Annotated in this window: 21 protein-coding genes and 2 tRNA genes; 12 read left to right on the forward strand and 11 right to left on the reverse strand. The window is 61.9% G+C overall.

What is annotated here, in order from left to right; genetic code table 11:
* Positions 1-24 precede the first annotated feature (24 nt).
* Complete coding sequence (locus JMN37_RS05955; protein WP_071573570.1) at positions 25-477, forward strand: acyl-CoA thioesterase; 453 nt, start codon at positions 25-27, stop codon at positions 475-477.
* Positions 478-1,116: a DUF8185 domain-containing protein gene (locus JMN37_RS05960; protein WP_071573569.1), complete on the forward strand. Its 639-nt coding sequence runs from the start codon at positions 478-480 to the stop codon at positions 1,114-1,116.
* On the opposite strand, the gene JMN37_RS05965 is transcribed toward JMN37_RS05960, so the two are convergent.
* Both JMN37_RS05965 and JMN37_RS05970 read right to left on the reverse strand, forming a co-directional pair.
* Entirely contained in the window at positions 1,105-1,527 is a 423-nt protein-coding gene (locus tag JMN37_RS05965; protein ID WP_071573568.1) for a globin, read from the reverse strand. The two genes, JMN37_RS05960 and JMN37_RS05965, sit on opposite strands and share 12 nt — an antisense overlap.
* Positions 1,511-2,494, reverse strand: coding sequence for a mechanosensitive ion channel family protein (locus JMN37_RS05970; protein ID WP_071573567.1), 984 nt, complete (start codon positions 2,492-2,494; stop codon positions 1,511-1,513). Before JMN37_RS05970 ends, JMN37_RS05965 begins: the two co-directional genes overlap by 17 nt.
* Positions 2,495-2,875: 381 nt before the next feature.
* Here JMN37_RS05970 and JMN37_RS05975 point away from each other — a divergent pair, with 381 nt between their 5' ends.
* Entirely contained in the window at positions 2,876-3,589 is a 714-nt protein-coding gene (locus tag JMN37_RS05975) for a GntR family transcriptional regulator (RefSeq protein WP_071573566.1), read from the forward strand.
* A 3-nt stretch (positions 3,590-3,592) separates the two neighbouring features.
* Here JMN37_RS05975 and pepN read toward each other — a convergent pair whose 3' ends face one another.
* Positions 3,593-6,001, reverse strand: a complete 2,409-nt coding sequence (gene pepN / locus JMN37_RS05980) for an aminopeptidase N (RefSeq protein WP_071573596.1) — start codon at positions 5,999-6,001, stop codon at positions 3,593-3,595.
* Between the two features lie 82 nt (positions 6,002-6,083).
* Here pepN and JMN37_RS05985 point away from each other — a divergent pair, with 82 nt between their 5' ends.
* Together JMN37_RS05985 and JMN37_RS05990 are read left to right on the forward strand one after the other, a co-directional pair.
* Positions 6,084-6,701 carry a mycothiol-dependent nitroreductase Rv2466c family protein gene (locus JMN37_RS05985; protein ID WP_071573565.1) on the forward strand — a complete coding sequence of 206 codons (618 nt, stop codon included), beginning with the start codon at positions 6,084-6,086 and terminating at the stop codon, positions 6,699-6,701.
* 21 nt (positions 6,702-6,722) lie between these two features.
* Positions 6,723-7,187: a ribose-5-phosphate isomerase gene (locus tag JMN37_RS05990; protein ID WP_071573564.1), complete on the forward strand. Its 465-nt coding sequence runs from the start codon at positions 6,723-6,725 to the stop codon at positions 7,185-7,187.
* On the opposite strand, the gene JMN37_RS05995 is transcribed toward JMN37_RS05990, so the two are convergent.
* From JMN37_RS05995 to JMN37_RS06015, 5 genes are read right to left on the reverse strand one after another with little or no spacing between them, the layout of a single operon-like run.
* Positions 7,184-8,017, reverse strand: a complete 834-nt coding sequence (locus tag JMN37_RS05995; protein ID WP_070362022.1) for an aldo/keto reductase — start codon at positions 8,015-8,017, stop codon at positions 7,184-7,186. The two genes, JMN37_RS05990 and JMN37_RS05995, sit on opposite strands and share 4 nt — an antisense overlap.
* A gap of 10 nt (positions 8,018-8,027) precedes the next feature.
* Entirely contained in the window at positions 8,028-9,446 is a 1,419-nt protein-coding gene (locus JMN37_RS06000) for a cytochrome b/b6 domain-containing protein (protein WP_071573563.1), read from the reverse strand.
* Positions 9,446-10,426 carry an electron transfer flavoprotein subunit alpha/FixB family protein gene (locus tag JMN37_RS06005; protein WP_071573562.1) on the reverse strand — a complete coding sequence of 327 codons (981 nt, stop codon included), beginning with the start codon at positions 10,424-10,426 and terminating at the stop codon, positions 9,446-9,448. The genes JMN37_RS06000 and JMN37_RS06005 overlap by 1 nt, the downstream gene beginning before the upstream one ends.
* 23 nt (positions 10,427-10,449) lie before the next feature.
* Positions 10,450-11,229, reverse strand: coding sequence for an electron transfer flavoprotein subunit beta/FixA family protein (locus tag JMN37_RS06010; RefSeq protein ID WP_071573561.1), 780 nt, complete (start codon positions 11,227-11,229; stop codon positions 10,450-10,452).
* A gap of 59 nt (positions 11,230-11,288) precedes the next feature.
* A complete protein-coding gene (locus JMN37_RS06015; RefSeq protein ID WP_071573560.1) occupies positions 11,289-12,098 on the reverse strand; it encodes a hypothetical protein in 810 nt (269 codons plus the stop codon).
* A gap of 152 nt (positions 12,099-12,250) precedes the next feature.
* Between JMN37_RS06015 and JMN37_RS06020 the strand changes: the two genes are divergently transcribed.
* From JMN37_RS06020 to JMN37_RS06045, 6 genes are all read left to right on the forward strand, one after another.
* Positions 12,251-12,325: transfer RNA gene (locus JMN37_RS06020), tRNA-Gly, on the forward strand.
* 149 nt (positions 12,326-12,474) lie between these two features.
* A tRNA-Pro gene (locus JMN37_RS06025) sits at positions 12,475-12,548 on the forward strand.
* Positions 12,549-12,625: 77 nt separating this feature from the next.
* A complete protein-coding gene (gene tig, locus JMN37_RS06030) occupies positions 12,626-13,978 on the forward strand; it encodes a trigger factor (RefSeq protein ID WP_071573559.1) in 1,353 nt (450 codons plus the stop codon).
* Positions 13,979-14,169: 191 nt separating this feature from the next.
* Positions 14,170-14,751: an ATP-dependent Clp protease proteolytic subunit gene (locus JMN37_RS06035; RefSeq protein ID WP_070362027.1), complete on the forward strand. Its 582-nt coding sequence runs from the start codon at positions 14,170-14,172 to the stop codon at positions 14,749-14,751.
* A gap of 20 nt (positions 14,752-14,771) precedes the next feature.
* Entirely contained in the window at positions 14,772-15,392 is a 621-nt protein-coding gene (locus JMN37_RS06040; protein ID WP_070362028.1) for an ATP-dependent Clp protease proteolytic subunit, read from the forward strand.
* A 157-nt stretch (positions 15,393-15,549) separates the two neighbouring features.
* Positions 15,550-16,878, forward strand: coding sequence for an MFS transporter (locus tag JMN37_RS06045; RefSeq protein WP_252931356.1), 1,329 nt, complete (start codon positions 15,550-15,552; stop codon positions 16,876-16,878).
* Here JMN37_RS06045 and JMN37_RS06050 read toward each other — a convergent pair.
* Both JMN37_RS06050 and JMN37_RS06055 read right to left on the reverse strand, forming a co-directional pair.
* Positions 16,875-17,462 carry a hypothetical protein gene (locus JMN37_RS06050; RefSeq protein WP_252931357.1) on the reverse strand — a complete coding sequence of 196 codons (588 nt, stop codon included), beginning with the start codon at positions 17,460-17,462 and terminating at the stop codon, positions 16,875-16,877. The genes JMN37_RS06045 and JMN37_RS06050 overlap by 4 nt on opposite strands.
* Before the next feature lie 49 nt (positions 17,463-17,511).
* Complete coding sequence (locus JMN37_RS06055; RefSeq protein ID WP_252931358.1) at positions 17,512-18,321, reverse strand: alpha/beta fold hydrolase; 810 nt, start codon at positions 18,319-18,321, stop codon at positions 17,512-17,514.
* 87 nt (positions 18,322-18,408) lie between these two features.
* Between JMN37_RS06055 and clpX the strand changes: the two genes are divergently transcribed.
* Complete coding sequence (gene clpX, locus JMN37_RS06060; RefSeq protein WP_252931359.1) at positions 18,409-19,686, forward strand: ATP-dependent Clp protease ATP-binding subunit ClpX; 1,278 nt, start codon at positions 18,409-18,411, stop codon at positions 19,684-19,686.
* Positions 19,687-19,702: 16 nt separating this feature from the next.
* Here clpX and JMN37_RS06065 read toward each other — a convergent pair whose 3' ends face one another.
* Positions 19,703-20,500, reverse strand: coding sequence for a TetR/AcrR family transcriptional regulator (locus tag JMN37_RS06065; RefSeq protein ID WP_252931360.1), 798 nt, complete (start codon positions 20,498-20,500; stop codon positions 19,703-19,705).
* Between the last annotated feature and the right edge of the window lie 41 nt (positions 20,501-20,541).

The raw sequence follows: 20,541 nt of genomic DNA on the forward strand, positions 1-20,541 counted from the left end.
CAGTGGAAAAGGTAGGAATTGGCTATGTCGGAACAGAATATGCGCGGCAGGATTCACACGCACTCCATCTCGCTGAGGTGGAACGATTTTGACCGGTACGGCCATGTGACAAACTCGGCTTACATCGAGATCGCGCAGCAGGCGCGACTCGCGTTTGCCCAGGAGTTCTTCGAGTCTCAGGGGTACGAGTTTGTGGTGTTCGTTCGGCGCATCGAGGCGGACTACGTTCGCCCGGTGCTGCCGAACACGCAGGCAGTGACCGTTGATACGCAGGTGATCCACCTCGGCAACACGTCGTTTACGACGCGTCAGGAGATCAAGGACGCACAAGGCAGCGTCTGTTGTGTGATTGATTGCGTACAGGTCACCGTGGATAAGCGGACGGCGAGCCCGCGAGCAATCACCTCGCAGGAGCTCGGCATCCTTGCCCGCGCCTACACAACGCTCGACGGTGACGACGAGCTGGGGCAGGCATAGGTGGCTACCACCGAAACGCTGACTGTTGAGCAGGGGGAGCGCGGACTGCGCGCCCTGCTGCAGCGCGCCCTCGCACTCCAGGATGACGCCTACGCACGGTTCCAGCGAGTCGGGGAACACGACGTCGACGTCTTTGTCACCACCCCGTTCGACTGCGTCGCCTCGCGCCGGGTCCGCGGAACTATCTCCCGCGACGGTGCGGTGGTGCCTGCGCGCCGGGTTCTCGAGGCACTCGAAACTGCGACGGGAACACTTGGCGCGGCGCAGGATCAGAACTGGCCTGGGGCACTGCCACCGGCGCAAGGGTTCACGCTGCGCGAAGAGGTGCCGATTGCGACCGCGCGCCAGCTCGCCGACGAAGGCCGCAACCTTGCGCGCCAATTCGCGGGCCCGCTCGGCCCGCCAGTCTCGCTCCTGGATGGCGTCGTCATCACCGTCGACGCAGATGAGCGTGGTCCGAAGCTCGAAATCCCTATGCGCGCGGTGTTTACCTGCACCTCGCTCGGGCTCATCCCCGGGTTCGAAGCCCCGGTCGAGGTGCCTCGCTACCTGCGGATTTCAAGCGCCGGCAGGTGGGTGCGTATCGACGCCCCCTTCGGCACCGTCTACCACAGCAAGTCGCTGAGCCTATTCGTATGACCGCGGGCCCTGGTTGATCATCATGTACGCGACCCGCTGCATGTGATTCCACAGGGCATCGCGGTATGGCTGGGGCAAGGTGGCGTCGTCAAACTCGGCGACGGCCTTGCCCATCAGCTCGAGCCAGCGGTCCGCTTCGGCTTCCCGGATTGCGAACGGGAAGTGTCGGCGGCGCAGCATCGGGTTGCCGCGGCGCTCTTGGTAGGTGCGCGGGCCGCCCCAGTATTGGGAGAGGAACCAGCGCAGGCGTGATTCGGCGCCTTCCCAATCATCGTCGGGGTACATCGGCCCGATGAGGTCGTCTTCCTTGACCTGGGCATAGAAGCGTTGGACGAGCGTGCGGAAGAATTCCTCGCCGCCAACGGCCTCGTAGAGCGTCTGCTCCGCTTCGCTCTTATTGCTGATCTGCATTGTTGTTTTCGCCTCCAGGGGTGTGGTCCAAGTGTCGGATATAGGTCGGTTCCGTGCCAGGCAGCGGCACGCCGTTCGCGTGGAGTGCCTCGAGGATAACCGCAGTCATAAAACGGGAGACGCCCCACTGCTCGCCGGGCAGCGTATTGACCATCACGCGCAGAGTCGCGCACTCTGGGTCGAACTTGGAAATACCCAGCATGGTCGCCTCGCCGACGAGCTTATCCGCGATCTCGGGGCGCGTTACTGCGTCCTGCATCGCGGCCTCGACGACGCTGGCTGCCTGATCTGGGTCCGCCTGGATGGAAACCGGGATTTCGAGGCGGGCAACGGAGTAGACGTCGCTCTGGTTGCCCAGCAGATCAATATCGCCGTTTCGGACGTACCACAGTGTGCCGTCAATATCGCGCACGGTGGTGATACGCATCGTGACGTGCTCGACGGTGCCTTCGATACCGTTGACGGCGATGACATCGCCGACACCGTACTGGTTTTCCAGCAGCATGAAGATGCCGCTGAGGAAGTCCTTCACCAGCGACTGCGCGCCGAAGCCGAGGGCGACGCCCACAACGCCTGCAGAGGCGACGAGTGGTGCAACATTGACCCCGAGCTGGTCCAGCACCGCAAGCACCGCCCACACCCAGATGACGATGGCTGCCGCGGAGCGCCCGACGTTCGCCAGCGTGAGAATGCGCTGCTGACGTCGTTGCTCCTGCGAGCGAGAGTGGGCAGTATCTGGCTCTGAAGCGCCAGCGCGGCGCCGTAACGGTAGGGCACTACCCGGGGAATTGATGGCATTGTTCGCCGCTTTCGTGATGACTCTGCGCACCACGAGATGCAGCACGAGTGCAATTGCAAGGATGAGCAGGATCCACAGTGGGCGGGTGACAAAAATGTCCCGTGTGGCTGGATCGTTCCACCACGATGTGACGGAGTCGACGGCTTCGTCGACATCTGGAACGCTCACGGATTTGGCTAAGACTGATGGAGATAACTGCGTAATAGAAAACATTGTGCTCTAGTTTACGCGCTACGTTTCGAGTGGCTGTCGAGCACCCGGTTTACCGCAAATGGGGGTGTTCGCAGTGGCTTGGGCGATGTTGGCATTGGCGTTGGAGATTCCTGAATTTGGCACGTCGATAGGGTTCAACTGAAAGTATGACTTTGCCATTTGTGGCCGCATCAAGTGTCGCGCATTTTGCTCAAATTTATTGTTAGGTACTTTTATGGTCCAATGAACTATATTAGAAACAACTGAGATTTTGGTGTTGTACCTTTTGGCGTCACACCTGGAGTTATGGGCGGGCGGCAGTGAACCTAAACGCAGCCGCAAAAATAGGAGGAATTTATGGCGAAAAAGCCAGCGTATGTAGCGATTGCTGACGCTCTGCGGAGCCAGATCGAATCGCGCGAGCTCGAACCCGGCGACAAGCTACCCCCAGAACGCGAACTTGTAGACATGTACGGGGTGGCACGCATGACCGTGCGCCATGCACTGGACCTATTGCAACTCGAGGGAATTATTGAGCGTAAGCGTGGCCGCACCGGTGGCACATTCGTTCGCGCGCTACCTCCGATCATCGACTTGACGGGCAAGGTATCGCTGACGGAGCAGTTTATCGCGCATGGTCTGGACGTCTCTTCCGAACTGATTTCGGAGACCGCTGCGCCCGCACCGCAGATCGTCGTCTCTGCATTCGGCGTAGACTCCCGCGATAAGTTGCTCACCAGCGAGCTCGTTCACTTTGCCAACGGTAACCCGGTGTTCGCTGAAACCACGTACGTTCGTCCCGGTTATGAGTCCAAGTACAGCCGTAGCTCCGTCGACTACGCACGTGGCCAGCGTACCGACCTGGGTGGCGTGACTCCTCACCTGCGCCGCGAGGACATCCTGTTCCCGGCCAACCCGACCGATAAGGAGCGCGAGAGCCTCTCCTTGGCGGCGAACACCCCGGTGCACCGCATCACGCGCAAGCTCTTTGAGGGTGACACGCTGGTCATGTTCGCCTCTATCGTGGCTCGCACGGATGCGGCGCAGATCCGCATCGTCGAGGAGCTCTAGCCTCTAGCGCAGCGTTTTCGCTGCGCCTTCCGCGCCTGCGTCGCCAACACGGTTGCGCAGCGCGCGCTCCACGCGGGCCTTACCCTCCGAAACGATGCGGCGCAGGCCCGCCGGAATGTCCTCCCGCGCAAGGAGCGCCTCGGCGCGCTCGACTGTAGCAATCGAAATATCCCACAGCGGGAACAGGCCCTCGAGCGTGTTCTGAGCCATCTCGTTGGTCAGTTTGTCCCACAGCTCTGGCGCGATCTCGAAGTAGCGCTCGGCCAAGCCGTCCATGCCTTCGGAGGTGAAGGTGAGGCCGTCGATAAGGAAGCGCACCTCGAGGTTTGTGCGTGTACCGCTGACGATCTCATCCCACGCCCACTGTTTGTTCGTGACGGCGTCGATGCGCAGGCGCGACAGCGCACCCTCGGAGGACGGATCCTCCTCGTTCTTGGCGGTCTTGGCCAGCATGGCGCCGCCTGCGACAAGGTTCGTGAGCACGAGCCAGCGAATCTCCTGGTTATCCAGCGACTGTAGGAGTTCGTGGAAGTACGTCGTGTTCTGCTTCGAAGGCTGCAGGCGGGCGAGCGCGCGCTGGTAGATACCTGCAGGCTCCTGGCCGCGGAATGCCTCGCTGAGCATGTAGAAGCCGGTGCGCTGCCAGGACCATGCCACGTACTGCTTGACCGCCAGCGTCGCCTGCGCGAGGAGGCGCTCCTGCACACTCGGTTGGTCTTCGAGGCGGCTGAAGTTGGCCACAGCCATCACAAACTTGCGCGCTGGCAGCAGCGTGTCGCGGACGGCCTCCCACAGGGATGACCAGCACAGGGTGCGCGCAAGCGGGTTCTCGATCTGCCCGATGTGCTCCAGCACGAACTCGGTGTGTTCCGGCGTGAGGCGCATCTTGCAGTAGGTGAGGTCCTCGTCGTTGACCAACGCGAGATCGTGGTCGATGCCGGCGAGCTCGGGAACCTCGGTGCGCGCCCCCTCGATATCGACGTTCACGTGGTGGGTGCGCACGACCTTGTCGCCGTCAAGCTTGTACAGCCCGATGCCGACCCGGTGGGTGCGCAGTACGTCGGACTCTTGCACGACTGCGAAGGAATCCTCGGTGATTTCAGGGCGAAGGGTGGACACACCGGTGGTGCGCAGCCACTGCTGGGACCACTCGCTCAAATCGCGGCCCGACGACTTCTCCAACGCGCCTAGCAGATCGTCGAAGGTAGCGTTGCTGAACTTGTGGTTGTTGAAGTGATCGCGCACGCCCGCGAAGAACTCGTCGCGGCCAACGTATGCGTGCAGCTGCTTCAGCACGGACGCGCCCTTGGCGTAGGTGATGCCGTCGAAGTTCTGCTCGGCGGTCTCAATGTCCGGGGCGTCAGCGGCGATCGGGTGGGTCGTCGGCAGCTGATCTTGCTGGTAGGCCCATGCCTTCTCGACGGCCGCGAACGTCGTCCACGCATTCGGGTACTCGCCGATTTCAGTCTGGGCAATGGCCGCGGACCAGGTCGCGAAGGACTCGTTGAGCCACAAGTCGTCCCACCACTGCATCGTGACGAGGTCGCCGAACCACATGTGCGCCATCTCGTGCAGGATCGTGTCGTTGCGGCGCTCGAGGCGATACGGGGTTGGCTCGGAAGTAAAGACGTACTCATCGCGGAAGGTCACCGCGCCGGCGTTCTCCATTGCGCCCATGTTGTACTCGGGGCAGAAAATCTGGTCGTACTTGCCAAACGGGTACGCAATCGCAAAATTCTTGTGGTAGTACGCGAAGCCGTCTTTCGTCTGGCGGAACAAGCGTTCTGCGTCGAGGTGCTCCATGAGTGAGGCGCGGGCAAAGATGCGAAGCGGGATACGCTTCAGATCGTCGACGTACTCGTCTTCGACGAACTCGTACTCGCCGGCGCAGATTGCCACCAGGTACGTCGACAGTGGGTAATCAATGGTGCAGGACCACACGTTGCCCTCACGGGTTGCCTCCTCGTTGAGTACGACCGTGTAGGCCTCTGGCGCGTCGACGGCAATCTTATACGTGGCCTTGATATCCGGCTGGTCGAAGCAGGCAAACACCTTCATCGCCATCGCGGGTTCGAACTGGGTGTAGAGGTAATCCTTGTTGTCCACCGGGTCGACGAACTTGTGCAGGCCTTCACCAGTGTGGTTGTAGGTAATGGTGGCGTCGACAACTAAGGTGTGCTCGCCCTCGGTGAGCGTGAGGGTGCGGCCGTCGACGGGGGTGCCGTCGAGCGTTGCGGAGAACTCGTCGGCGACCAGGTCGAAGAACGTCTCGCCTGCGCCCGAGCGGAACGTGACCGTGGTGGTCGACGTGAACTGCTCTGCTCCGTTGACATCGAGCGCAATATCGTAATGGACATCTGAGATAAGTTGTGCGCGAAATTGTGCGTCGCTGCGCTTGAGGTTTGTCTTCATGTCCTCCAACATACTCGCCGTACCTGTGTGTTTTTCGCTATGGTGGCTGCATAATTTCCGGAACGAATGGAGGAATGATTCTGTGACTGCACCAGTTACCTTTTGGTTCGACGTAAGCTGCCCATTTTGCTGGCTCACTTCGCGCTGGATGAAGGAAGTAGAAAAGGTCCGCGACATCACGGTCGAGTGGGTGCCGATGTCACTGTCCATTCTTAACGACGGCCGCGACATCCCCGCCGACTACGCCAAGATGATGGAGGCTAACTGGGGTCCCGCGCGCGTGTTCGCAGCGGTGAAGCGCGACCACCCAGAGAAGATCGACGCTCTCTACACCGCGATGGGCACCGCCATTCACGCCGGGGAGCAGGGCGGCAAGAAGGGCTACGGTGCCTACGATGAGATCATCGCGGCAGCGCTCAAAGAGGTAGGGCTCGACGCCAGCTACGCTGACCTTGCCAACACCAATGAGATGGACGAGTTGCTGGGCACCTACCACCAGGGCGCGATGGACGCCGTCGGTGACGAGGTAGGCACCCCGGTGGTCAAGCTAGGAGACACCGCATTCTTTGGGCCGGTCATCACCCGCGTCCCAACGGGTGAGGAGGCAGGCAAGCTTTTCGACGCCTCCCTGGCACTGAGCGAATACCCCTACTTCTTCGAACTGAAGCGTTCCCGCACGGAACCGCCGCAGGTGAGCTAGCAGGAAGGTAGGGTAGAGCGCATGCGAATTTACCTTGGGGCAGATCATGCCGGTTTCGAACGAAAGAATCAGATTAAGGCCCACCTGGAAAAGCAGGGCCACGAAGTCATCGACTGTGGTGCGCACGAGTATGACGCCCTCGACGACTACCCGGCGTATTGCATCGCCGCAGCTGAGCGGACGGTAGCGGACGAAGGCTCCCTCGGCATCGTGCTGGGCGGCTCTGGCAATGGTGAGCAGATCGCCGCGAACAAGGTGAAGGGCGCTCGCTGCGCCTTGGCGTGGTCTGAGGAGACCGCGCGCCTGGCACGCGAGCACAACAACGCGCAGCTCATCGGTATCGGTGGGCGCATGCACACCGAGGAAGAAGCGCTGAAGATCGTCGACGCGTTCATTGGTCAGGAGTGGAGCAACGAGGAGCGCCACCAGCGCCGCATCGACATCCTGTCCAAGTACGAGGAGACGGGCGAAGCCCCGGCTATCTAGCCCAGTTCTTCGTAGTCCGCGGGGTGCGGGCCGTGGCGCCCAAACTCCTCCTCGTCGAGCGCGACGATGGCGGACATTTCTTCGGGGCTGAGCGTGAAGTCGAAAATGTCCATGTTTTCACGCATCCGCTCCGCGGACGTGGTCTTGGGGAACACGATCACGTCGTTTTGTAGATGCCAGCGCAGCACCACCTGCGCTGGCGTTTTGCCGTGTGCCTCGGCGGCGTCAGTAATTTCGGGGAAGTCCGTGAGGTCGTAGGCGCCGCCACCGAGCGGAGCCCAGCCCTCGATTGCGATATTGTGCACACGCATCGCGTCGAGCTCTTTCCAGTTCTGGAACAGCGGGTGCAGCTCAACCTGGTTAACCACGGGGGTGACGTCGGTGTGCATCTCAATCTGCTCAATGTGCTCTGGCAGGAAGTTTGAGACGCCGATGGAGGTCGTGAGTTTAGCCTCGCGGAGTCCAATGAGGGATTTCCACGCATCCACGTATGCGCCCTGTCCGGGCAGAGGCCAGTGAATGAGGTAAAGATCCACGTGGTCAAGACCGAGTTTCTCTAGCGACTCCTCGAGCGCCGCCGGGGCATCGTGGTGGCGGTTGTTCCACAGCTTCGTGGTGATGTACAGCTCCTCGCGCGGGATCCCTGACTTCGCGATTGCCTTGCCGACGCCCTCTTCGTTCCCATAAATGTGGGCGGTGTCGAAGTGCCTGTAACCTGCCTCCAGCGCTTCGCTGACCAACCGCTCGGCCTCCTGCGGATCTACGCGGTGGAGGCCGTAGCCGAGCTGGGGGATTGATGTGCCGTCGTGAAGCGCAAACATGGGTACCATGCGCTTTACTTTAGCGGCTTGTCACCTTGCCAGTCGCTTGCGCCACCGGGGCTACCAGTGCGGGGCGAGCCAGCCTGCACACCACCGCGATCACGGCTGCCGCAACGAGGAACACGATGACGCCAGTCCAGCTCGTACCGTACACGTCTGGGTCGACGTCGCCGGAGGCAGCGAACATCGCGTTCATGTTCCTGCGCAGACCCGTGGTGAGCACCAGGAAGACGTGTACCACGGTGAACAGGACGAAGAACAGCATGGTGGGGAAGTGAATAGCGCGTGCAGCCTTCAGCGAGAAGAAGGACCAGGACTTCGGCCACCACTCGCTCATGCGAGCGCCGGAGAGGATCGCCAGCGGGGCAGCGATGAACACCACCGCAAAGTACGACAGCTCCTGCAGCGCGTTGTAGTGCACCCACGGGTTCTCCGTCGGCCAGTCCAGGCTGAGGTACTGGATCCCCGCGGAGACCGCTTGCGGGATGACCTCCCAGCTCGTGGGCACGATTCGCATCCACTGGCCAGTGGCGAACAGGACGATGTAGAACGCCACGCCGAGCGCCACCCACAGCACGTCAATAGTGAGGTGCAGCCACAGGGTAAGAGAAATCTTCTTCTTGGGGTTTGTGCGCGGCGCCCAATACGCTTCGGGTTTGCGCTCGTGGCGCACGGTCATACCAGTCTTGATGATGAGCGCCATGAACAGCATGTTGAAGAAGTGCGACCACCCCAACCATGCGGGCAGCCCAACAGGTGCGCCTTCCGGCAGGGGCTGCTGGCCGGTGTAGCGCTCGATGAAGCTGCTGCCCGTCGGGGTGCTGACGAACCAGCGCGCCACCAAGACCGCGACTACGAACGCAGCGAGCAGCGCGACGCCACCGTACGCCCACCAGCGACGCGATGGAGTTTGAGTCGGCGCAGGCACGGGCTGTGCCGCCAACTTCGGCCGCTCGGGCTGTGCTAGCTGCGGCGAGGACTCGACTGCCGCTACCTGTTCCGGTGCCTGTTCTGCAGTCTGCGCCGCTGCGCCGTAGAGCGGAGGAACCGCCACAGCGGGGTCCTCTGGGACGTCGACACTGGCGACAGGCGGGAACGGGCCAGCCCCGGCAGTACGTGGAAGGCCCTGGCGCACGGCGACCGTGGTGAGCGGGCCAGCTGGTTGCTCTGCAGCCGCTGGGAACACCTGCTGCACGGCAGGGTCCGCAGCGACTGCGACCGAGTCGGTAGGAGGCCATGGCTGGCCGCTCGGGATACGAGGCAGGCCGCGACGGAGGGGCGTCGATAGGCCTTCGGGTTGTGCTGGGGCCGGAGCCGCTTGAGCGCCGACCAGATCACCGGTTACGGCCGGGTCGGGTTCGAGCGCGACCTCATCAACTGGTGGCCACGGCTGGCCGCTCGCTACGCGGGGCAGGCCACGACGAAGGTGCACCTGCATTACTCGGACGCCTCCGTGCCGCGGCGAGCTGCGATCTGCTCGATGAGTTCCGGCACCACGTCGAAGAGATCGCCAATGATGCCGAAGTCCGCGATATCGAACAGCGGAGCGTCCTCATCGTTGTTGATCGCGATGATGGTGTCGGCTGTCTGCATGCCCACGAGGTGCTGCACAGCGCCGGAAATGCCGATGCCGATGTAGAGCTTCGGGCTGACCACGATGCCGGTCTGCCCAATCTGGGCGTCGTGGCTGATTTGGTCCTCGTCCGCAGCGGAGCGGGTCGCGCCGACTGCGGCGCCGAGCTCGTCGGCAAGCCCGCCCACGAGCTGCTCGAACATGTCCGCGTCACCCAAAGCAACGCCTCCTGCAACCACGCGATCTGCGGTGAGCAGCTCCGGGCGCGTCGAGGTGCGCACCACCGGTGTCACCGAAGTCACCGTCGCGGCGCGCGTCCCGGAGGCAGTGACGTCCAACTCGTGAACCTCGGGCGCGGTGGCGTCCGCACGGCGATCGATCGCGCCGATGCGCACCGTAATAATTGGCGCCGAGTGGGTCGCTGCAGCGGTTGCGGTGTAGGCGCCGCCGTAGTTCTCGTGGTCCGTCACAATGCCCTGGTCGTCTCGGCGGACATCAATCGCGTCGGTGAGCAGGGCCTTGCCCTTGCGCACGGCCAGGCGCGACGCGACGTCGCGGCCGCGGACGGAGTGGGCGAGGATCACGGCTGCCGGGTCGATGGCGTTGAACGCGGCCTCGGCGGCGTCGACAAGTGGGACTGCCTGCTGCTGCGCGTCAACGTTAGTGGTCAGCACCACGGCTGCGCCGAGCTCGCCGAGCGCTTCGGTGTGTGCAGGGTTGGTGGTCAGCACCACCGGGGTACCCAGAGGCGCGGCTGCGCCGATGAGTTCGACGGCGGTGGAGTCGAGCTGGTCGTCGTGCGTCGCATCGAGCACGACCAAAACTGTGCGGGGGGAGGTTGCCATGTCAGTATCCTTCGTTCGGCGGGTTAGATGTAGTGCTTCTCTGCAAGGAAGTCGACCAGCTGGCCCACAGCGTTCGGGCCGTAGTCAATGATCTCGCCGCGCTCACGCGCAGGACGCTTTTCGACGTCCACCATGATCGCCCGCGGCCGTGCGAAATCCTCCGCGTCGACACCGAGCTCCGCCAGCGTCAGCGTGTGCAGTTCCTTCTTCTTTGCCGCCATCAGACCCTTGAAGTTTGGGAAGCGGGCATCAGGGTACTCGTCCGAGACCGCGACCAGCGCCGGGAGCTGCGCCTCCAGGGTGAGCGTGGCGTGATCGCTGACCTGCGTCGCGGTCAACGTGTCGTTGCTGAGCGTGACCTCGGTCGCGTTGGCGATGGCGGGCCAGCCGAGCATCTCTGCGAGCAGCCCACCCATGACGCCGCCACCGCCGTCAGAGGACGCGGTACCGAGCACAACCAGGTCGTAGTCCTTGTTGCGCAGTGCCGCCGCGAGCACTTCTGCCGTCAGCGTCACGTCCGCGCCGAGGAGCGCGTCGTCGGCAATGATGTAGGCATCATCCGCGCCCATCGCAATGCCCTTGCGCACGCTGGCATGCGCTGTTTCTGGCCCTACCGTAATGAGGTCGACGATGGTTTCCTCGTCGCCGCGGGCCTCCTTGAGTCGCATCGCGGCTTCGACGGCGCGTTCGCAGACCTCGTCAGCGACGACATCACCAGAGCGATCGGTCAGGCCGGTTTCCAGATTCAGGTCGCGGTCGCCGTACGTATCCGGGACTTCCTTGAGCAACACTGCAATGTTCACGAAACGCTCCTTATACGGTGGGGTGCTAAACGGTAGGCATTCTAGCGCACTGGCCTGGACTAAAAGTCAAATCCCCCGAAGTCGAAGCCACCGCCATCCCCAAAGAGGCCGCCGTCACCGAACAGGCCCTCGCCGCCGACGTCGCCCATATCGCCCATCTCCCCGGCATCGCCGATGTCTCCAGCATCTCCCATATCGCCGAAGTCGCCTGCGCCGGCGTCCCCGAAGTCACCCGCTGCGAAGGCCTCAGGCGATGGCGTGCCGGCCATGCCTGCGAACATCGCGGAGTAGAACATCATCGAGCTCGCAGCCCACATGCCAGTCATCATCGCTGGAGCCCACCAGGCGGTGGAGTACCAGCCGGCCGGTACTGGACGGCCGGCGACAACGCCGCCAGGGTAGTAGTTTGGGGTGCGCTCAGAAGCGTACGGGGATGCGGTGACGGTGGTGCCGTCTTCCTGGCGGATCGTTCGCTCCTCGGTCACCCGGCCCGCGCGACGCTGGCCTTCCAGTTCCGGAAGCTCTGGGCCCGCGGGCATGCCCATGATTTCGCGCGCTGCGTTGACATAGTGCAGCCCCTCCAGGGCAGATTCGCGAGCGAGCATGGCCTGCTTCGGTGTGGTCGCCTGGCCCAGCGCGCCACTTGCTGCGTTGTAGCGTTCAGAGGCGTCGGCCATCGCCTGGGTCGAAGCGGCGTCGGTGCCGGAAATAGTAAGGACTTGGGAGCCAAGTCGCTCTGTCCAGCGGCGTGCGTCCGCAATCGCGTCCTCGAACTGGAGCTGTTCGCGCTGGTTGGTCGCGCCATTCTGGCGGCTCTTTATCAGGTACACCGCGGCGCCAACGATAGCGAGGATCAAAATGAGGTTCATAGTGAGGCAAAGCTCCTTCGGGATCGGCCACAAATTATCAGTACTTACAACGTGCAACGCACGTGGTTGGGAGAAAGTTCCACGCTAAGCGGGTGGTTTTGTCTCAAAGTGGGCGGTGGGTTACACTTGCGCCCATCACCTTTTGGTGAAGTGGGAATGTCGTATAGTGGCTAATACCTCAGCCTTCCAAGCTGAAGACGCGGGTTCGATTCCCGTCATTCCCTCCAAATGTTTAAGCGGAAGACGCGGTTGCACGAGATGTGTAGCCGCGTTTTTGTTTCTGTGAATATAGCCCAAAAGTAGTGTTGTCCTGTGGATTTGCGTATTGCTCTGGGGCATGGTTATAGTTGCCAACGTCGCAATGAGCAATCATTCGCGGGGCGTGGCGCAGTTTGGTAGCGCACCTGCTTTGGGAGCAGGGGGTCGCAGGTTCAAATCCTGTCGCCCCGACATCAACAAGCCCGCTAGAAATAGCGGGCTTGTTTACATATCCGTACAATTTACCCGATTAATTACAGGAGTAATCCGTGAAGACTTCCGTCGACAAGCTCAGTGAGACTCGTGTCAAGTTGGACGTCAGCGTTCCTTTCGATGAGCTCGGCAAGGAAATCGACCAGGCGTACAAGTCAATTGCGCAGCAGGTCAACATTCCTGGCTTCCGTCGCGGTAAGGCTCCTCGCCAGCTGATCGACGCCCGCTTCGGCCGTGGCCCGATCCTGGAGCAGGTTGTCAACGACATGCTGCCAACCCGCTACGAGAAGGCTGTCCTGGAAAATGGCCTGAACCCGATCGGTCAGCCAGAGATCAACATCACCAAGATCGAGGACAACGACGTCGTCGAGTTCACCGCTGAGGTCGACGTTCGCCCAGAGATTACTGTCCCTGACTTCTCCAAGATTGACGTCACTGTTCCGGCCCTCGAGGTCAGCGACGAGGACGTCGACAAGGAGATCGACCAGCTCCGCGAGCGCTTCGGCGAGCTCAAGGACACCAAGCGCAAGATGAAGACCGACGACTTCGCAGTCATCGACCTGCACGCTGAGGTTGACGGCGAGAAGGTTGAGGAGGCTTCCACTGAGGGCCTGACCTACCAGATCGGCTCGGACGACCTGATCAAGGGCCTCGACACCGCGCTGCGCGGCATGAAGACCGGCGAGGACAACGAGTTCACAGCGACGATCGAGTTCGGCGAGCACAAGGGCAAGGAAGCCACCATCAAGGTACACGTCCAGCAGTCGAAGGAGCGCAAGCTTCCTGACTTTGACGACGAGTTCGCTCAGATGGCCTCCGAGTTCGACACCGCTGAGGAGCTGCGTGAATCCACCAAGGAGCAGCTCGCTGAGGACAAGAAGACCCAGCAGGCAGCTGACATCCGCGACGAGGTACTGAAGGCAGCGCTCGAGGAGACGAAGTTCGAGCTTCCGAAGTCCATCGTGGAGGAGCAGGAGCACAACATGCTCCACCAGATGCTCGGCCAGCTGGCACACGACGAGGCTGCTGTCGCACAGTTCCTCGAGGCACAGGGCATGACCCGCGAGGAGTTCGACAAGAAGAACCACGAGCAGGCTGAGTCCGCTGTCCGTACCCAGCTGTTCCTGGACGCTGTTGCTGACCAGGAGGAGCCTGAGGTTTCCCAGCAGGAGATGACCGACCACATCCTGTTCACCGCGCAGTCCTACGGCATGGACCCGAACCAGTTCGTGGCGCAGCTGCAGCAGGCAGGCCAGATCGGTAACCTCTTCGCAGACGTCCGCCGCGGCAAGGCACTCGCTACCGCGATCTGCCGCGTGTCCGTGAAGGACGACAAGGGCGAGACCGTCGACCCGAACGAATACTTCGGTGAGGTTGAAGAGGAAGAAGCAGAGGCTTCCGAAGACTAAATCGTGAGTTGAAACGCCCCGGCGATGCGCACGCGTTGCGCCTACGCCGGGGCGTTTCGCCATTCACTACGGGTTCACAACGTACGTGTACGCCATCAGCGAACAACCCCGTGCAAAGTGGACTATCGGAGTAGGGTGGTGGCATTGTTGACGCTACATAAAAGAGTTTGAACCACGAAGGAGCCATTTTTATGACATCCCCATCGCAGGGCATGAACTTGGGTGATTCTGTCTATGAGCGCCTGCTGCGCGAGCGCATTATTTTCTTGGGCCAGCAGGTTGACGACGAAATTGCGAACAAGCTGTGCGCGCAGATCTTGCTGCTGTCCGCGGAGGATCCAACTCGCGACATTTCGCTGTACATTAACTCCCCGGGTGGTTCCGTGACTGCCGGCATGGCGATTTATGACACGATGAAGTACTCGCCGTGCGACATTGCTACGTACGGCATGGGCTTGGCGGCGTCGATGGGGCAGTTCCTGCTCTCCGGCGGCACGAAGGGCAAGCGTTACGCGCTTCCGCACGCTCGGATTATGATGCACCAGCCGTCCGCAGGCGTTGGCGGTACTGCTGCCGACATTGCTATTCAGGCTGAGCAGTTCGCAGCGACGAAGCGCGAGATGGCCCAGCTCATCGCTGAGCATACCGGCCAGACTTTCGAGCAGATTACGAAGGATTCCGACCGTGACCGTTGGTTCACGGCCCAAGAGGCGATGGAGTACGGCATCGTGGACCACGTTATCGAGAGCGCTCAGGGCTCGATCAGCAACTAAGTAGACAGGAGAATTTACGTATGTCTTTCCAAATGCCTTCCTCCCGCTACGTGCTGCCACAGTTCTTGGAGGAGACCTCCTTCGGCACGAAGCAGATCGACCCATACGGCAAGCTTTTCGAGGAGCGCATCGTCTTTCTGGGCACCCAGGTCGATGACACTTCCGCGAATGACATCATGGCGCAGCTGCTGGTGCTGGAGTCTCAGGACCCGGACCGCGACATCACGATGTACATTAACTCGCCGGGTGGCTCGTTTACCGCGCTGATGGCGATTTACGACACGATGCAGTACGTCCGCCCGGACGTGCAAACGGTGTGCCTCGGCCAGGCTGCGTCCGCTGCGGCGGTCATCCTTGCCGCAGGTGCGCCGGGGAAGCGCGCTGCGCTGCCGAACTCGCGGGTGCTGATCCACCAGCCCGCGACGCAGGGTACCCAGGGCCAGGTTTCTGACCTCGAGATCCAGGCCAATGAGATCGAGCGCATGCGTCGCCTGATGGAGGACACACTCGCGCACCACACCGGTCGCACTGCGGAGCAGGTCCGCATTGATACGGATCGCGACAAGATCCTTACCGCGCAGGAAGCTGTCGAGTACGGCATCATCGACCAGGTCTTTGATTACCGCAAGCTGAACGGCTAACTTCTGATCGCTTTTCGACGCCACCACGGGTAACCGGGTGGCGTCTTTTTGTGTGCTTGACAAAGCGTGAATAAAAGGGCGCGAATAGACAGACCGTGCGGTACATTCTTCACACATCTGCGAAAACACGACACGTGAAGATAAAGGAAAGACCGCGGTGGATATTAGAACCTCCATTAACACTCGGCCGATGAGCCCGTACCAGTGGCTGATCATTGCCGTCATTACCTATTTGAACGCCCTTGACGGCTATGACCTCGTCGCAACCGCATTTGCGGCGCCGCACCTGGCGGAGGAGTTCGCGATCGGCTCGTCTCTGCTGGGTTGGGTGCTGTCGGCGGCGCTGCTCGGCGTTGGTGTCGGCGCGGCGGTCTTTGGGCCTGCGGGGGATCGATGGGGGCGTCGAAACGTGATTCTTGTGGCGCTGCTGATTGACACCGTGGGCTTGCTCCTGTCGGGCTTCGCGGGGAGTACCGCGGCGTTTATCGCGTGGCGCTTCGTCACTGGTGTGGGCGTGGGCGGCGTGCTCGCGTGCGTGACGGTGCTGGTCAGTGAGTATTCTAACGACCGGTTCCGTGGGCTGGCGATGGCGGTCTACGCGTCGGGGTACGGCGTTGGAGCGACGCTGTGCGGCGTGCTGGCGTCCAAGGTTGTGGAGAGCCACGGCTGGCACTGGATCTTCTTCGTGGGCGCGGCTCTGTCTGCCGTGGCGCTGGTGCTTGCAACGGCGTTGCTGCCGGAGTCGGTGGACGTGCTCGCAAGCCGTGGTGACGCTGCGCGCGTTGAGCGTATCGCACGCCGTATTGGACACGGGGGAGCAGTGGTTCCGGCCCAGACGAGCGCCCCGGCTTCCGCCTCGGGCGCCCTGCGCGCAATCGTCTCCCCAGTATGGCTGTCGACGACTGTACGGATCTGGATTGCATTCTCGCTGATCAGCTTTGGTTTTGCCTTTGCTAATTCCTGGACGCCCAAGTTGCTCAACGAACTGGGACTGTCCGCGCAGCAGGGTATTTTCGGCGGCATCATGATCGCGTTCGGCGGCACGATCGGCTCGCTGATCTTCGGAGTGATTACCACGCGTGTTGACGCCCGCGTGCTGCTCATCGCCTTCGCCATCGGTGGCGCGGGCGCGTTGGTGGCCTTCATCTTCTCCGCGGGCGCGTCGTTCGTGGCGTTCCCACTGGGCGTACTGGTTGGTATGTTGCTGAACGCGTGCGTTACTGGCATGTACACCGTGACTCCGGCGTCCTACCCGACGCACTTGCGGGCGACCGGCGTTGGAGTGGCGTTGGCTGTAGGGCGAGTTGGTTCGGTCTGCGGACCACTGCTCATCGGCTACCTCGCCGAGGCCGGGCTGGGGCCACGTGGGCTCTACATCGTTGCAGCAGGCGTGTTCGTGTTGAGCGCGGTCGCCCTGGTAGGACTGCGTGCGCCGTCCGCGAAGCCGGTCGTCGTCAAGACGCCAGCGGAGGTGCTGCAGGCTTAAGGGCAGTACGGGACCGCGTCGCGCACCGCGGCCGGCGCGGAGGCGAAGTCCTTACGGTCCCAGCAGGCGTTGCCTTCGTGCTCGCCGACGGGGTCAACGGATGCCCAAGAGTTGCCGTTGGAAGCCCAGAAGTACTCCTGGCCGTTCGGCATCACGGTGCGGGCCCAGTCGCCGTCGCAGAAGGTGCTGTATTCGTCGCTCGCTGACTGCTGGCCCTGCTTCGGCCACGCGCACGTCGCGCCGTTCTGTGGGGCGGGCTCGGCAGGCTGTACTGGCGCGGGCTCGTCGCTGCCATCATCGCTAGAGGAGGCAGAAGCGCTCGACTTTTTCGAAGAACTCGAGGAGCTAGAAGAGCTTGAGCTCTTCTTCGAGGTACTCGTGGATGTCTTTGTCGAGGTGGACGTCTCGGTCTCGGTCGCGTCCTCGTCATCATCGTCGGGCGCCGGGCTTGTCGACGTCTCCTTCGCCGGGAACGAGATCTCAGGCTCCGCCAAACGATCCTCCGGCGACGAGTTACACCCGGCCAACAGCGTCGTGCACGTCAAGAGTGCGGCAAGCACAAGTTTGGGCCGGGTGTTCATCACTAGGGGATCCTTTCTGACAGACTTCTGCGTCTAGCGTAGCCGACAAATCTTAGCCCAAAAACTTCAGCAGCGCTTCATTGAACGGAGCAGGGTTCTCGATGGGCACCTGGTGCGAGCCCGGCTCAATGACCACAGACTCCACGGGGCCTGCGACGCCGTCGGCGATTTCGGCCAGTTTGTCCGGGCCGGTACCGGCGTCGCCGGTGGCCGCGATGGTCAGCACTGGGCAGGTGATCTGATCCAGGTGGGAAGCGAAGTCCCACTTTGCCAAGGCATCGCCGTTTTGGGCGTAACCCTCGGGGTCGATGGCGCTGACCATGTCGTGGATGCGCTCGACTTCCCCTGGGTGGGCGTCGATAAATGCTGGGGTGAACCAGTTAGGAATGAGCATGTCGGCGATGGGGCCCATGCCTTCCTCCCGTGCGATGCGCGTGCGCTCGTCCCACTGCTCATTGCCACCGAGGTAAGTCGCGGTGCAAGCGAAGACAGCCTTCTCCACGCGCCCGCTGTACGCCGCAAGATACTGCGCAATGGCGCCGCCGAGGGAGAGGCCGACAACGCTGAAGCGGTCGACCCCCTCACGGTTGAGCGCGCTCAAGATATCCTGCGCAAGCAGCTTCACGGTTGCGGAGCCGGGAGCCACCTGGGCGACGTCGGAGCCGCCGTGCCCGCGATGATCGACCGCGATGACACGGTGGTGCTTCGCCAGTTCAGGAATCTGCTTCGACCAGGATTCGTGCGTCGTCGCGATGGAGGAGAGGAGCACCACGGTGCTGGTGTTGTCTTTATTGCCGTATTCCACAGTATGTATATGCGTCATGCGCTCCATTGTGCCCTTGATCGCCACGATGCGCGACAACGTGCGAGAGTGTGTGAGTTTGACGTACCCGCTAAGCTCTAAGGTCAACCCTTAGGCGAGACGAAGAAGCTGGAGTCCAACGCATCTATGGCAACATCCCAAAACACCTCAAACCTGTTGAAGTGCTCCTTTTGCGGCAAGACGCAGAAGCAGGTTCGCAAGCTTATTGCCGGTGGCGGAGTCTACATCTGTGATGAGTGCATCGAACTGTGCAACGAAATCATCGAGGAAGAACTCGGCGGGGCGCAGGCTGAGCAGGATGAGGCTGCGGATCGGCTGCCGAAGCCAAGTGAGATCACCAAGTTTTTGGACCAGTACGTCATCGGGCAGGACTCGGCGAAGCGCACGCTCGCGGTGGCGGTGTACAACCACTACAAACGCATCCGAGCGGAGTCGGAGAATGTAACGAACCGCAAGCGTGATGAGGAAGTGGAAATCGCGAAGTCGAATATTTTGCTGCTGGGGCCGACGGGCTCCGGCAAGACGTACCTCGCGCAGTCGCTTGCCAGGATGCTCAACGTGCCATTCGCAATTGCCGACGCCACCAGTCTCACCGAGGCGGGGTACGTCGGAGAGGACGTCGAAAACATCTTGCTGAAGTTGCTGCAGGCCGCGGACTTCGACGTTAACCGGGCGCAGCACGGCATCATCTACGTCGACGAGGTAGACAAGATCTCCCGCAAGTCCGAGAACCCCTCGATTACCCGCGACGTGTCCGGCGAAGGCGTGCAGCAGGCACTGCTGAAAATCCTGGAGGGCACCGTCGCGTCCGTGCCGCCGCAGGGCGGGCGCAAACACCCGAACCAGGAGTTCATCCAGATTGATACGACGAACATCCTGTTCATCGTCGCCGGTGCGTTCGCGGGCTTGGACAAGGTGATTGCGGAGCGCGTGGGCAAGAAGGGCATCGGCTTCGGGGCGGAGATCGACTCGAAGCAGGAGCGCGACGAAGCCAACATGCTGGCGCAGGTGCAGCCGGGTGACCTGGTGAAGTTCGGCCTCATCCCTGAGTTCATTGGGCGCCTGCCGATCATCGCGAACGTGGAGAACCTCGACCGCGACGCCATGGTACGCGTACTCACCGAGCCGAAGAACTCACTGGTGAAGCAGTACAGCCGTCTCTTTTCGATGGACGGCGCCCAGCTCACGCTCACCGATGATGCCCTCGAGGAGATCGCGGACCGCGCTGCCGAGCGCAACACCGGCGCCCGTGGCCTGCGCGCCATCATGGAGGAAGTGCTCGTGCCCATCATGTACGACCTGCCCGACCGCGAGAACGTCAGCGAAGTTGTCATCAACGGCGACGTGGTGCGGGGCGCTGCAGAGCCGCGGTTCGTGGAAGCGGAAGGGCAGCGCTCGGCGTAAGGCTGCCGAGTCGCAGCTAGTAGATGTCGTAGAGGTCGTCGCTGGCGCCGGTGCCTTCGCTGTCCGGCAGGGGAGTGGCCTCGAGGTAGCTTTCGTAGCCCGAGGGCGCGATGTTGGATGTCAAAAACGCCAGCACGGTATCAATAACCATGCGACGCATCCCTTCGACGTTTCGCGGCTCGTCGAGGTCGAGGTGGCTCGTAATTATCGACGCCGCGTTGCCCGATACCCGCAGCGTGCTCAGCGCCGTGAGCAGCGCGAGTACGTCATCGGCGGAGATCCCCGGCCGGAAGGCGCCGGCGTCCTGGCCCACGAGCAGGAGGCGCTCGACGTGCAGCGTGATCTCGCTGCGGCCGTGCACAATGTCCGCCGAGGCGTCCTCGAGGACCGGCTCGAGCCGCTCACGAATGAGCAGCTGAACTGCCTCAGGGTTGTCCTGGAAGGAGTGGAACATGCTGTCTACGAAGCGGCGCATGCCGTCAACTGGGACTGCGTAGGAGCGCTGCAGGATCTCTTCGGGTGGAGCCAGGCGGTCGAGCGCGCGCCTGATCGTTTTTGCGTAGAGGCCCTTTTTGTCGCTGAAGTGGTAATGGATCATCCTCTTCGACATGCCGGTTTCCTTCGCGATGGCACCCAGCTTTGTTTGGGAGAAGCCACCGCGGGCGAACATGTCGAGGGCGATGTCAACAACACTGTCGATTTCTGCGTTGATATCTGGTTCAGGTGCTTTGATACTCGCCGAGGTGGGGTCGGTGGGGAAATCCATCGTTGTATCCGCTCCTGAATTACTACGCATGCGTGAATGTTGGCTCATTGGTGACATCTACTTTTCTCTATGATGCCCCCATTTGAGAA

Source organism: Corynebacterium lipophilum (assembly GCF_024102595.1).
GTDB classification, from domain to species: Bacteria; Actinomycetota; Actinomycetes; order Mycobacteriales; family Mycobacteriaceae; genus Corynebacterium; species Corynebacterium pseudogenitalium.